We start from the raw sequence: 12,166 nt of genomic DNA, 5'->3' as shown, positions 1-12,166 counted from the left end.
TACCGCGGCATGAGCGCGCAAACATTCTAGAGATGCCAGAAAGTCACGACCTGCGGCGGGACAAATATCCCGGCGACAGCTTGACGTCAAGGGGGTGTGGGGATAATGGGTTTGTGTTCAGGAGTGTGAACTTGCGATTCATGTTGGATCTGCTGTTGGGCCGCGAAGCCCGGCAACGGGGTTATGTGCTGCGGACCTTGTTGGCGGCCTCCGGCTATCTGCTCGGGGTGCTGATCGCCGAGGTCGCGCTGTCGATTGGCGTCGCCGATCTGGCTCCGGCACGCGTGTTCCAGGGGGCGGCGCTGACGGCCGGCCTCATCAGCTATGCCATGGTGCGCTGGGGCTGGACCCGGCAGTTTCGTGATCCGGCGCTGACGGTGGCGCAGATGCTCGTGGGTCAGACGATGGCGGCGGTGGCCTACATGCTGCTGCACGAATTCCGCGGCGCCCTCATTGGCTTGAGCGTGGCCGTGACGTCCTTTGGCACGTTCAGCCTGTCGCGCGATCGGCAGTGGGCAATGAGTTTGTATGCCCTGCTCACCATGGGGACGGGCATGCTCTGGATGAGTGTGCGCGACCCGGTCAACTTCCCGCCCGAGGTCGAGGCGGTGCACTTCCTGATCCTGCTGATCCTGCAGTCCATGGCCGCCTTGCTGGGGGCCCAGTTTGGGGAGATGCACCGCCGTCTGCGCACCCGCAAACGGGAGCTCGAAGCCGCGCTGGAGCGCATCCAGGAGTTGGCCAACCGAGACAGCCTCACGGGCTTGTACAACCGCCGCCATGCGCAGGAGATGGCCGATCACCATGTCCACCTGAAGGTGCGCCATGGCCGCGCCCTGGCCATTGCTCTGATCGACCTCGATCACTTCAAGCGGGTCAACGACGAACACGGTCACGCCATGGGGGACCAGGTGCTGCAGACCTTTGCGCAGCAGGCCCGTCAGGTCACGCGCGATGCCGACATCGTGGCCCGCTGGGGCGGCGAGGAGTTCCTGATCCTGATGCCGGACACCTCGGCCGATGGGGCGAGGTTGTTGGTCGAGCGTCTGCGCGAGGCCGTCTCCGGTGTGCGCGTCAGCGAGGTGGCGCCAGAACTGCGCATCACCTTCTCAGCCGGCATCACGGCTTATCAGCCCGGCGAGACCACGGACGAGGCCGTGCACCGGGCCGACGAAGCCTTGTACGAGGCCAAGTCGGCCGGTCGCAATCGCAGTGTGGTGGTTTGAGCGAGGCTCAGCGCACCAGCAACACCGGGGTCTTGCACGACGCCATGACCTTGGTGGCCACCGAGCCGGCCACCAGGTTCATGAAGTTGCTGTGGCCGTGCGAGCCCATGATGATCAGGTCGTACTTGCCCTTTTCGGCCATCTTGGCGATGACGTCGGGGGCGTGGCCGATCTTCCCCTGGTAGGACGTGGCCAGGTCGTGCTTGGCCGTGAACTTGCGGATGGGCTTGAAGATGGCCTCGGCCGTGTCCTCGTAGTAGGACTTGAGCTGGTCGGCGGGGAACATGGCGGCCGCGTGTGGCGGGATCTGTGGCACCACGGTCAACACGGTGAACTCATGTTGGCCAGTGATCCATTCTTCATGTGTGGCCAGCCAGGCCAGCATGCGCTTGGTGTAAGAGCTGCCATCCACGGGGAGCAAGATCTTCATGGGGTTCCTCGGTTGTGTTGACGGAAAAACGTGTCGTGCACGCACAGCGAGCAGTCTAGATCCTAGACCCGAACGCAGCAGCTGCCATCGTAGCCGGCTGATTCGTTTTTGTGACCGTGACCGCGGGCATTGCTGACCACGCGGGTGACGCCGCGCTCGTGCGGGACCAGGTAGTCGTGCCGGCAATGCAGGTGACCGTGCAGCCACAGGGCCACGCCGGGCATCAGTTCGTCGTCTGCGTTGCAGAAGCTGGCGGTGCCGGGCTGGCGACCGTAGCGCGGGTCGGCGCTGCGCAGGCTGGGGCCGAAGTGGGTGATGACGACGGTGGTGTCCCAGGGTTCGTCGGCACTTGGCGGTCGTGCCAGTTCAGCGGCCAGCCAGTCGCGGCACAACAGGGCTTCGGCGCGCACGGCCGCCGGATCAAAGGGCTGACCGTGACGCGTGGACCGCATCACGTTGACGAAGTAGTTGGCCGCCCGCATCGCGCGGGGTCGCTGGGCCTCGCCAAACAGGTCGAAATCGCACCAGCGCGTGGTGCCCAGAAAACGGATCACCCGGCCGTCGGGCGCGGTGACAAAGGCGGTTTCGCGCTCCAGCAAGGTCAGGCCGAGTTGCGCCGCGCGCTCGCGCAGGCCTGCGAGGGCCTCGTCCACATCACGGCGGTCGAACTCGTGGTTGCCGGGCACGAACAGCACCGGCACCGGCCAGTCGGCAAAGCGCGACAGGCCTTGCCAGCTGCTGTCCACGTCACCGGCCAGCACCAGCAGGTCGGCGCCAGGGGCTGGTGTGGGCGTGAAGTCCTCGGTTTCCAGGTGCAAATCCGACAGCACCTGGATCGTCAAGCGACCGTCAGAACCGCCCGAGCGCAATCAGTTGGCCCCGTGGCAGTTTTTGTACTTCTTGCCGCTGCCGCAGTGGCAGGGGTCGTTGCGACCGAGCTTGGGGTGCTCACGCACCACGGTTTCGACCTTGTGGCTCTCGGCCAGGCCGATCTGGGCCAGGTCCACCACGTCGAACACCAGGGCTTCAATGGCCTCGTCCAGGTTCTTGAGCGGGTGCTCTTCGTCCAGGGCCTTGGTCAGGGCCTGCTGGGTCTCGTCCTGCTCGGGCAGGTGACGCCAGATGGAGTCCAGCAGGTCGGGCACGCCCGACAGCGCGGCTTCTTCCAGCTGCGGGAAGTTGGCCAGCGCCCATTCGAAGCCGGCGGCCCAGTAGCCGATGCCTTCCAGCGCGTCTTTGCCTTCGACTGGCTTGCCGTCGTCGTCCTCGATCATCGGCACGATGGGGTCGAACCAGCCGTCTTCCAGAATGCCGCGCAGGATCTCGTCCTTGCGGCGGGTGATCAGGCTGACCAGGCGGTCGTGCTGGGCTTCGCTCCAGCCTTCGATGCCGGGCTCGGGCATGCCTTCGGTGCCGAAGATCGGCGGCAGCCAGTCCTCCGGCTGCAGCAGCACGGGCTGCACCAGCACACCAGCGAGGTAGCCGTCCAGAATCACGGCGTCGACGGTTTCAAAGGGTGCGGGCACAGCGGCCAGCAGCTCGTCGATTTCGTTGATTTCGGCGTCGGTGAGCGCAGGCGTCTTTTTCATGGTCGGGCAATTCAGGGCGTCAAAACCCGCATTGTGCGACAAGGGCCTGCGCTTGACCATCCCGAGCGCCGTGCACGGGCGCTCGCGACACGCTCAACGTCAGCGTTGCGCCGCTTCCTGCAGCTGTTGCAGCGCGGTCGGGTCTTCAATGGTGCTCAGGTCGCCGGTGTCGCGGCCCTCGCACACCGCCTGGATGGCGCGGCGCAGCAGTTTGCCCGAGCGGGTCTTGGGCAGCACGTTGACGAAGTGCACGCGCGCCGGACGGGCCACAGCGCCCAGTTGCTGGTCCACCGTGTGCATGATCTCGGATTCGAGCTGTTGGCGGCCGGCGTCGTCCACCACGCGGCTGGCATCGCGCGGCACCACGAAGGCTTTGGCCACCTGACCCTTGAGCGCGTCGGCCACGCCCACCACCGCCACCTCGGCGACACCGGGGTGGCTGCTGATGGACTCCTCGATTTCGCGGGTGCCCAGGCGGTGGCCGGCCACGTTGATCACGTCGTCGGTGCGGCCCAGGATGAAGTAGTAGCCGTCGGCATCGCGAATGCCCCAGTCGAAGGTGTTGTAGACCTGCTTGTGCGGGAAGGTGGACCAATAGGTGCTCACAAAGCGTTGGTCATCGCCCCACACGGTCTGCAGGCAGCCGGGGGGCAGTGGCCCTTCGATGGTCAGCACACCCTTCTGGTTCGGGCCGGTCAGCTCCTCGCCGGTCTGGTCGTCCAGCAGCTTGACCTGGTAGCCGGGCATCGGGAATCCCGGCGAGCCCAGGCGCGGCGTCAGCGTTGGGTCCACGCCGCGTGCCAGGCTCAGGATGGGCCAGCCGGTTTCGGTCTGCCAGTAGTTGTCGATGATGGGCTTGCCGATGGCCTCGCCAATCCAGGCGGCGGTCGGTTCGTCCAGCGGCTCACCGGCCAGGAACAGCTGCTTGAGGCTGGACAGGTCGTGGCGCTTGAGGCAGTCCGGGTCCTGTTTCTTCAGCACGCGGATGGCGGTTGGCGCCGAGAACATCACATTGACCTGGTACTTCTCGACGATGGACCACCAGATGGCGGCATCCGGGCGGATCGGCAGGCCTTCGTAGATGATGGTCGTCATGCCGGTGAGCAGCGGGCCGTAGACGATGTAGCTGTGGCCCACGACCCAGCCGATGTCGCTGGCGCAAAAGAAGGTCTCGCCCGGCTTGCCGCCATACACCTGCTCCATCGAGGCCGCCAGGGCCACGGCGTAGCCGCCGGTGTCGCGCTGCACACCTTTGGGCTTGCCGGTGGTGCCGCTGGTGTAGAGCGTGTAGCTGGGGTGGGTGGCTTCGACCCACTCGCAGGGCACGATGGCGTCCATCACGCTGCTGCGGGCGTCCCAGTAGTCCACGTCGCGCGGGGTCTGCATCTCGGCGGGGGCCAGCTTGCGGTCGACCAGCAGCACATGGGGCACGTGGTGGGTGCTCTGGCGCAGGGCCTCGTCCAGCAGCGGCTTGTAGGGGATGACCTTGCCGCCACGCGAGCCGGCATCGGCGCTGACGATGACGGTGGGCCGGGCGTCGTCGATGCGGCTGGCCAGCGCGTGGCTGGCAAAGCCGCCGAACACCACCGAGTGGATGGCGCCCAGGCGCACCGTGGCCAGCATGGCGATCACGGCCTGCGGGATCATGGGCATGTAGATCAGCACCCGGTCACCCTTGCCGACGCCCAGGCCGTGCAGGATGGCGGCCATGCGTTCGACCTCGACCAGCAACTGGCCGTAGCTGATCGTCTCTTCGGTGTTGGTCTCGGTGGAGACGAAGACCAGGGCGGGCTGGTCGGCCCGGTCGTGCACATGGCGGTCGACCGCGTTGTGACACAGATTGGTCAAGCCGCCCACAAACCATTTCGCAAAAGGCGGTTGGCTGTGGTCGCAGACCGTGTCGAACGGACGGTGCCAGTGGATGCGGGAGGCCTGTTCGGCCCAGTAAGCGTCGCGTTCGTGGATGGAACGCTCGTACAGCGCGCGGTAGCTCATGCTTGCTCCTGATTGCCTCAGCGGGTAGCCGAAGCTTCAGGTCGAAGATGCTAGAGCGCCCCTTGATTCAGGGGGGAGGGGAGTATCCCGTGGTGAGTTGCGCAGGACGTCAGAACTTGATCGAGCTCAAGTTCGGGTCAGATGAACACCGCCGCACGGCGCAGCACGATCAGGCCGATGAAACACAGGCCCAGCACCACGCCCCAGCGCAAGGACAGCATGGCCCATTGTCGCCAGCGCGGCTGACCGGTGACTGTGAACACCGCCATGTTCAGCAGGAAGGACAGGGCGAGGATCATGCCCAGGGTGCGAAACAGAACCATGCTGGGCAACCTCAGTCCTTACCAGGCCGGGGCCAACTCGGCCATGCCACGCGGCGCCTTGGCCTCGTCCTCGAACGTGACAATCTCCCACGCATCCTGCTGCGCCATCAGCGCGTGCAGCAACTGGTTGTTCATCGCGTGGCCCGACTTGTAGGCGGTGTAGCTGGCCAGCAGCGGGTAGCCCGCCACGTACAGGTCGCCAATGGCGTCCAGAATCTTGTGCTTGACGAACTCGTCGTCGTAGCGCAGGCCATCGGCATTGAGCACGCGGTGCTCGTCCACCACGATGGCGTTGTCCATGCTGGCGCCCAGGCCGAGGCCGCGCGAGCGCATCATCTCGACGTCCTTGGTGAAGCCGAAGGTGCGGGCGCGGGCGATGTCGCGCTTGTACTGGCCGGTGCTGAAATCGAACTCGACGCGCTGGCCGGTCTGGTCGACCGCGGGGTGGTCGAAGTCGATCTCGAAGGTCAGCTTGTAGCCGTGATACGGCTCCAGGCGCGCCCACTTGAGCGAACGGCCTTCACCCTCACGCACCTCGACGGGCTTGAGCACGCGCAAGAAGCGCTTGGGCGAGTTTTGCAACTCGATGCCGGCGCTTTGCAGCAGGTACACGAACGCCGCTGAGGAGCCGTCGAGGATGGGCACTTCCTCGGCGGTGATGTCCACATACAGGTTGTCCAGCCCCAGGCCGGCGCAGGCCGACATCAGGTGCTCGATGGTGTTGACCTTGGCCAGCCCCGGATCACCACCGGGCGAGATGGTGGTGGCCATGCGGCAGTCGCACACCGCCCCGGTGTTGACGGGGATGTCCACCGGCTCGGGCAGGTCCACGCGGCGGAACACGATGCCGGTGTTGACCGGCGCCGGGCGCAGCGTCAACTCGACGCGCTGGCCGCTGTGGAGCCCCACGCCCACGGCGCGGGTGAGGGATTTGAGGGTGCGTTGTGGCAGCATCCCGCCATTATCGCGTTTGCCCTGATTTTGTGCAGTCAATCGGGTCTATGACGCCGATTGAAAATGTCACACGTCGTCGCGCTGCGTCACAGGGTGTGTGTGCGGTCGCCGTGCGCAAAGCCGATGGCCTCGAACCATGGGCCTTTGACGAAGCCGATGACCTTGAACAGCTCGCCCATCTCGTGCTCGGCCAGCAGCATCTGCATGGCGCCGCGGGCCTTGAACTGCTCGGCGGTGCTGGCCTCGGCGGTGCGCGCCAGGGCTTCGCCCAGGCCGCAGTTGGTCAGGAAGCGGCCCTGCGAGGTGTAGCCCAGCACCTCCCAATTCGCTTCCTGGCCGGCCAGCGCGATGCCGGTGAAGTTGACGTGGCTGGTGATGTCCTTCTCGCCCACTTTGACCAGCGGGTCGGTGTCACTCTGGTGCAGGTGGTGGCACATCAGCGTGCCGCCGGTGCGCTGGGGGTGGTAGTACTCGGCCTCGGGGAAGCCGTAGTCGAGGAAGAAGGCCGCGCCGCGCGTCATGCGTTCGGCCAAGGTGGTCACGAAGGCCTCGGCCTGTCCGTGGGTTTCGGTGACGGTGCCGGGCACGTACTCGCTGTCGGCGCGCTCGGTGGGGGGGCGCACGCCCTCGGGCGCGGGGCGGTCCAGCCAGACGAAACGGGGGGTGGTGTCAGAGCTGGCGTCGGCTGTGGCTTCGGCCGGGGTGTCCGTCCCCGCCAGGCCCACGCCGCGCTCCAGCCAACGCTGGCCATCCCAGCTCATCAGGTGCACGGGCATGGCGTCCAGCACCTCGTTGCCCACGATCACGCCCTCCATCGTGTCGGGCAGGCTGTCGGCCCAGATCACCTTGTGGACGAGTTCGGGGTGTTCCTTTTGCAGGCGCTGGTGCTGCCGGTCGCGCAGCGTGCCCGACAGGTCGACGATGGTGTAGCGCGTGATGCCTTCGCCCAGCTCGCCCAGCAGTTGCTCGGCCAGCGCGCCGGTGCCCGCGCCGAACTCCCAGATCTCGTTCGTGCCGGTGGCGTCCAGGGCTTGGCGCAGCTGGGTGGCCACGACCTGACCAAAGATTGGCGTCAGTTCCGGGGCGGTCACGAAGTCGCTGCCGTCTTGCGGACCGGCGCCGATCACGCGTCGGCCACCGCTGTAATAGCCCAGCCCCGGGGCATACAGGGCCAATTCCATGAAGCGCTCGAAGCGCATCCAGCCGCCGCGTTCACGGATTTCGTGGGCAATCAGGTCGGCCAGCGGGTGGCCGTTCAGGGGGGCGGCCACTACACTGTGGTCCGTTGTCGTCTGGCGGTTCATGCCCCATTGTAAAAAGACCCATGCCTGATTTGTCTGATCCCTTGCCTTCGCCATTGGGTTCCGGTGCGCGCCGGGTGGCCCTGGTGACCGGCGCCGGCAAACGCCTGGGCCGCCACATTGCCCTGACCCTGGCCCAACAAGGCTGGGACGTGGCCGTGCATTGCCGCGCCTCGCGCACCGAGGCCGATGCCACGGCCGACGAGATCCGCGCCCTGGGCCGACAGGCCGTGGTGCTGAGCGCTGACCTGTCCGATGAAGCGGCGGTGCGGGCCTTGTTGCCGCTGGCTGTGGCCGAACTGGGGCAGGTCGATGCCGTCGTCAACAGCGCGTCCACCTTCGAGTACGACACCGCCGCCACCTTCAGCTACGCGATGCTGGAGCGCCACCTGCGCGCCAACACCGCGCCAGCCATCGTGCTGGCGCAGGTGCTGGCCGAACACGTGGCCCAGCGTGGGGCACAAGGCGCCGTCGTCAACCTGCTGGACCAGAAGCTGTGGAACCCCAACCCGGACTTCCTCAGCTACACCCTGTCCAAGGCGGCCTTGGAGTCGGCCACCACCTTGCTGGCGCTGGCCCTGGCGCCCGCCGTGCGTGTGGTCGGCGTGGCCCCCGGCCTGACGTTGACCAGTGAATGGCTGCAAGGCGAGGCCTTTGCCCAGGCCCACCGCCTGTCGCCCTTGGGGCGCTCGTCCACCCCCGAGGATGTGGCGGCCACGGTGGCCTTTGTCCTGGGCAACCGCTCGATGACGGGCACCACACTGCTCGTCGATGGCGGCCAGCACCTTCAGCGCTTCGAGCGCGACTTTTCCATGATGTGAGAGACATGTCCCTGACCAAAGGCAACCAGACCCTGAACCTGACCGGCTTGCGCTTCGACGCCAACCTGGGCGTGCTCGACCACGAGAAAACGGCGCCGCAGCCCATCATGGTGGACGCCGAGCTGAACATGGGCAGCCAGCCCCTGCTGCCCAGCGACGACGACCTGATGCACGTGCTGGACTACCGTCGCGTGCGCACCATCATCATTGAGGAGTGCACAGCCCAGCACGTCAACCTGCTGGAGACGCTGATCGGCAAGCTGTGCAAGCGCCTGATGGAGTTGCCCGGCGTGCAAGGCGTGCGCGTGAAGATCGCCAAGCTGGAAATCTTTGACGACTGTGAAGTCGCCATCCACATGGAAGCGGGCCAGTGGTGAGGCCCTGAGACCCGGCGCCCTTGGAACGGCCCGGGTTCTGCCCCGACCTGAGGGGGCAATGCAGGGGGCGGGTTTGGCGTCTGAGAGTGAATCGGCGAAAATGGAGGGTTATGACCCCAGCCGCCCCCGCCATGTCCGAATCCATCCTGTCGCCTGAAGCCGTTGACACAGCCGATGCCGCCGAAGCCGCGCGCCTGAAGAAGGAAGCCTTCGAGCGCAACAAGCTCAGCAAGCGCCTGCACCGTGAAGTGGGCGAAGCCATCACCGACTTCAACATGATCGAAGATGGTGACAAGGTCATGGTGTGCATGTCGGGCGGCAAGGACAGCTACGCCATGCTCGACATCCTGATGAACCTGCAAAAGCGGGCGCCCATCCAGTTCGAGATCGTGGCCGTCAACCTCGACCAGAAGCAACCAGGCTTCCCTGAGCATGTGCTGCCCGAGTACCTGACCAAGGTCGGCGTGCCCTTCCGCATTGAAGAGCAGGACACCTACAGCGTGGTCAAGCGCGTGGTGCCCGAAGGCAAGACCACCTGCTCGCTGTGCTCGCGCCTGCGCCGCGGCATCCTGTACCGCGTGGCCACCGAACTGGGTTGCACCAAGATCGCCCTGGGCCACCACCGCGACGACATCCTGCAGACCCTGTTCATGAACATGTTCTTCGGCTCCACGCTCAAAGGCATGCCGCCCAAGCTGGTGACCGACAACGGCGAGCACGTCGTGATCCGCCCGATGGCCTACTGCCGTGAGCAGGACCTGGCCAGATACGCCGAGCACCGCGAGTTCCCCATCATCCCGTGCAACCTGTGCGGCAGCCAGGAAGGCTTGCAGCGTCAGCAGATGCGCGAGATGATCAACGAGTGGGATCGCAAGTTCCCCGGCCGCGTGGACAACATGTTCACCGCGCTGTCGAACATCATTCCCTCGCACCTGATGGACCGCAAGCTCTATCCGTTCACGACGATCCAGGCCACCGGCAAGCCCATGCCCGGCGGCGACATCGCGTTCGACGAGGACGAAGGCTGCGGTGATGTGAACAATGGCCTGCCGGCCGAGACCGCGGTGTCTCTGTCGGCCATCCCGATCCGAAAGGCGGTGTGACATGCGACGCTGGCTGCTGGCTGTTCTGTGGTCTCTGAGTGTCTTGGGCTTGGCCGGTTGTGCCGGCACCCCGAACGTGGTGAGCCAGGTGTCCAGCTATGGCAGCTGGCCGACCGGTCGCGCGCCGGGCACGTATGTCTTTGAGCGCCTGCCTTCGCAGCAGGCCCAGGCAGGCCTGCAAGACAAGCTGGAAGCCGCGGCTGCGCCGGCCTTGAGAGCCGCCGGTTTCCGCAAGGTCGACAAGCCGGAGCAGGCCGAGGTGAGCGTGCAGCTCAGTGCCCAGAGCCGCGAAGACCGCAGCATGCGCTACGACCCCTTCTGGGGCGGTGGCCGCTTCGGTTTGGGTGGTTGGTGGGGCAGCGGTGGCTGGGGCGGCATTGGCCTGAGCATGCAGATGGAACCCACCTGGGTGCAGATGCAGGTGGACCTGCTGATCCGCGATCGCCGCAGCAACCAGGTACTGTATGAAACCCATGCGGTGCACGACCGCCAGAACACCGTGGACCTGGGGCTGTTGCCCTACCTGTTCGAGGCTGCGCTGAAGGACTTTCCGCACCCGGCCGTCAGCCCCCGCACCGTGACCGTCACGCGGCCGGTGGACAATCGCTGACCATCCCATTCAATTCAGGTTTTTCATGTCGCTTTCCATCGTCATCATGGCCGCGGGCAAAGGCACCCGCATGAAGTCTTCGCGTCCCAAGGTGCTGCACAAGCTGGCCGGTCGGCCCATGTTGTCGCATGTGATCGCCAGCACCTCGGGCCTGCAGGCTGCGCAGCAGGTGGTGATCACGGGCCATGGCGCCGAGATGGTGGAAGCGGCGATGAAGACCGAGTTTGCGCAGGCCCCGCTGCAGTTTGTGCGCCAGGAGCCTCAGCTGGGCACCGGCCACGCCGTGCAGCAGGCCGTGCCCGCGCTGCCCGATGACGGCATCACCCTGATCCTCAACGGTGACACGCCCCTGATTCACGCCAGCACGGCGCAAGCCCTGGTGGACGCCTGCGCGGGCGACAAGCTGGCGCTGCTGACCATCCGTCTGGACGACCCGACCGGCTATGGCCGCATCGTGCGCGACGAGACCGGCGTGAAGGTGCTGGCCATCGTCGAGCACAAGGACGCCACGCCGGAGCAGCGTGCCATCTGCGAGGTCTACACCGGCATGATGGCCGCGCCCACTGCGCGCCTGAAGCACTGGCTGTCGCAGCTCAACAATGACAACGCCCAGGGCGAGTACTACCTGACCGACGTGGTGGCCATGGCCCAGGCCGAGGGCCTGAGCGTGGTGGCCGCACAGCCGCGCGACGAGGTGGAGGTGCTGGGTGTCAACAGCCCGGCGCAGCTGGCCGACTTGGAGCGTCGCCATCAACGTGCCCAGGCCGAGCGTCTGATGGAGCAGGGCGTGCGCCTGGCCGACCCGGCTCGCTTTGACCTGCGTGGCACCTTGCAGTGCGGCCAGGATGTGGACATCGACGTCAACTGCATCTTTGAAGGCAAGGTGGTGCTGGGCGACGAGGTGCAGATCGGTGCGAACTGCGTGATCCGCAATGCCACGATCGCCCGCGGCGCGGTCATCCATCCCTTCACCCACATCGACGGCGACACGCTGGGCGCGCACGTCGGCGAAGGCTCGCTCATCGGCCCGTTTGCCCGTCTGCGCCCCGGTGCGCAACTGGGCAACGAGGTGCACATCGGCAACTTCGTCGAAGTGAAGAACAGCACGCTGGGCAACGGCGCCAAGGCCAACCATTTGGCCTACCTGGGCGACGCGACTGTGGGCGAGCGCGTCAACTATGGCGCGGGCAGCATCACCGCCAATTACGACGGGGCCAACAAGCACCGCACCGTGATCGGCGACGATGTGCACGTGGGCTCGAACTGCGTGCTGGTGGCGCCTGTCACCCTGGGCGCGGGTGTGACCATCGGCGGCGGCAGCACCATCACCAAGGATGTGCCGCCTGAAAGCTTGGCCGTGGCGCGCGGCAAACAGGTCACCCTGGCTGAGTGGAAACGCCCCCAGAAAATCAAGCGCTGAACGGCTAACATCCTGTC

Annotated in this window: 13 protein-coding genes; 6 read left to right on the top strand and 7 right to left on the bottom strand. The window is 66.0% G+C overall.

Translation table 11 applies throughout. The features are described from left to right. Nucleotides 1-140 precede the first annotated feature (140 nt). The gene (locus RBT42_RS05985) at nt 141-1,226 is read left to right on the top strand and encodes a GGDEF domain-containing protein (protein ID WP_320363294.1); all 1,086 of its coding nucleotides are present in this window, start codon (nt 141-143) and stop codon (nt 1,224-1,226) included. A gap of 7 nt (nt 1,227-1,233) precedes the next feature. Here RBT42_RS05985 and RBT42_RS05980 read toward each other — a convergent pair whose 3' ends face one another. The 7 genes from RBT42_RS05980 to RBT42_RS05950 all read right to left on the bottom strand — a co-directional run bounded on the left by RBT42_RS05980 (nt 1,234) and on the right by RBT42_RS05950 (nt 7,821). Then, a complete protein-coding gene (locus RBT42_RS05980; protein ID WP_320363099.1) occupies nt 1,234-1,656 on the bottom strand; it encodes a universal stress protein in 423 nt (140 codons plus the stop codon). 62 nt (nt 1,657-1,718) lie between these two features. Next, nucleotides 1,719-2,498, bottom strand: coding sequence for a metallophosphoesterase (locus tag RBT42_RS05975; protein ID WP_320363097.1), 780 nt, complete (start codon nt 2,496-2,498; stop codon nt 1,719-1,721). Nucleotides 2,499-2,525: 27 nt separating this feature from the next. After that, the gene (locus RBT42_RS05970; protein WP_320363095.1) at nt 2,526-3,245 is read right to left on the bottom strand and encodes a UPF0149 family protein; all 720 of its coding nucleotides are present in this window, start codon (nt 3,243-3,245) and stop codon (nt 2,526-2,528) included. A 99-nt stretch (nt 3,246-3,344) separates the two neighbouring features. Continuing rightward, nucleotides 3,345-5,240, bottom strand: a complete 1,896-nt coding sequence (locus tag RBT42_RS05965; RefSeq protein WP_320363093.1) for a propionate--CoA ligase — start codon at nt 5,238-5,240, stop codon at nt 3,345-3,347. A gap of 137 nt (nt 5,241-5,377) precedes the next feature. After that, the gene (locus tag RBT42_RS05960; protein WP_320363091.1) at nt 5,378-5,563 is read right to left on the bottom strand and encodes a hypothetical protein; all 186 of its coding nucleotides are present in this window, start codon (nt 5,561-5,563) and stop codon (nt 5,378-5,380) included. Nucleotides 5,564-5,581: 18 nt separating this feature from the next. Beyond that, nucleotides 5,582-6,517, bottom strand: a complete 936-nt coding sequence (gene lpxC, locus RBT42_RS05955; protein ID WP_320363089.1) for a UDP-3-O-acyl-N-acetylglucosamine deacetylase — start codon at nt 6,515-6,517, stop codon at nt 5,582-5,584. Nucleotides 6,518-6,603: 86 nt separating this feature from the next. Further along, complete coding sequence (locus RBT42_RS05950; protein ID WP_413785863.1) at nt 6,604-7,821, bottom strand: class I SAM-dependent methyltransferase; 1,218 nt, start codon at nt 7,819-7,821, stop codon at nt 6,604-6,606. 20 nt (nt 7,822-7,841) lie between these two features. Here RBT42_RS05950 and RBT42_RS05945 point away from each other — a divergent pair, with 20 nt between their 5' ends. From RBT42_RS05945 to glmU, 5 genes are all read left to right on the top strand, one after another. Beyond that, nucleotides 7,842-8,639, top strand: a complete 798-nt coding sequence (locus RBT42_RS05945) for an SDR family oxidoreductase (RefSeq protein ID WP_320363087.1) — start codon at nt 7,842-7,844, stop codon at nt 8,637-8,639. 5 nt (nt 8,640-8,644) lie between these two features. Then, a complete protein-coding gene (locus tag RBT42_RS05940) occupies nt 8,645-9,016 on the top strand; it encodes a dihydroneopterin aldolase (RefSeq protein ID WP_320363085.1) in 372 nt (123 codons plus the stop codon). Nucleotides 9,017-9,126: 110 nt separating this feature from the next. After that, complete coding sequence (ttcA, locus tag RBT42_RS05935) at nt 9,127-10,119, top strand: tRNA 2-thiocytidine(32) synthetase TtcA (RefSeq protein WP_413785862.1); 993 nt, start codon at nt 9,127-9,129, stop codon at nt 10,117-10,119. A gap of 1 nt (nt 10,120) precedes the next feature. Next, nucleotides 10,121-10,729, top strand: coding sequence for a DUF4136 domain-containing protein (locus tag RBT42_RS05930; RefSeq protein ID WP_320363080.1), 609 nt, complete (start codon nt 10,121-10,123; stop codon nt 10,727-10,729). Nucleotides 10,730-10,754: 25 nt separating this feature from the next. Further along, nucleotides 10,755-12,149, top strand: a complete 1,395-nt coding sequence (gene glmU / locus RBT42_RS05925) for a bifunctional UDP-N-acetylglucosamine diphosphorylase/glucosamine-1-phosphate N-acetyltransferase GlmU (protein WP_320363078.1) — start codon at nt 10,755-10,757, stop codon at nt 12,147-12,149. Nucleotides 12,150-12,166 lie beyond the last annotated feature (17 nt).

The sequence above is a fragment of the Aquabacterium sp. genome (assembly GCF_034003525.1).
Lineage (GTDB): Bacteria > Pseudomonadota > Gammaproteobacteria > Burkholderiales > Burkholderiaceae_C > Aquabacterium.
Note: the sequence above shows the minus strand (reverse complement) of the source record. Positions and strands in the feature narration are given on the sequence as shown.

Excerpts from the sequence above, each read along its gene's own strand:
- RBT42_RS05985 (WP_320363294.1), top strand. The coding sequence starts at position 141 with ATGTTGGATCTGCTGTTGGGCCGCGAAGCCCGGCAACGGGGTTATGTG.
- RBT42_RS05980 (WP_320363099.1), bottom strand. The coding sequence starts at position 1,656 with ATGAAGATCTTGCTCCCCGTGGATGGCAGCTCTTACACCAAGCGCATG.
- RBT42_RS05970 (WP_320363095.1), bottom strand. The coding sequence starts at position 3,245 with ATGAAAAAGACGCCTGCGCTCACCGACGCCGAAATCAACGAAATCGAC.
- RBT42_RS05965 (WP_320363093.1), bottom strand. The coding sequence starts at position 5,240 with ATGAGCTACCGCGCGCTGTACGAGCGTTCCATCCACGAACGCGACGCT.
- RBT42_RS05960 (WP_320363091.1), bottom strand. The coding sequence starts at position 5,563 with ATGGTTCTGTTTCGCACCCTGGGCATGATCCTCGCCCTGTCCTTCCTG.
- lpxC (WP_320363089.1), bottom strand. The coding sequence starts at position 6,517 with ATGCTGCCACAACGCACCCTCAAATCCCTCACCCGCGCCGTGGGCGTG.
- RBT42_RS05950 (WP_413785863.1), bottom strand. The coding sequence starts at position 7,821 with ATGAACCGCCAGACGACAACGGACCACAGTGTAGTGGCCGCCCCCCTG.
- RBT42_RS05945 (WP_320363087.1), top strand. The coding sequence starts at position 7,842 with ATGCCTGATTTGTCTGATCCCTTGCCTTCGCCATTGGGTTCCGGTGCG.
- RBT42_RS05940 (WP_320363085.1), top strand. The coding sequence starts at position 8,645 with ATGTCCCTGACCAAAGGCAACCAGACCCTGAACCTGACCGGCTTGCGC.
- ttcA (WP_413785862.1), top strand. The coding sequence starts at position 9,127 with ATGACCCCAGCCGCCCCCGCCATGTCCGAATCCATCCTGTCGCCTGAA.
- RBT42_RS05930 (WP_320363080.1), top strand. The coding sequence starts at position 10,121 with ATGCGACGCTGGCTGCTGGCTGTTCTGTGGTCTCTGAGTGTCTTGGGC.
- glmU (WP_320363078.1), top strand. The coding sequence starts at position 10,755 with ATGTCGCTTTCCATCGTCATCATGGCCGCGGGCAAAGGCACCCGCATG.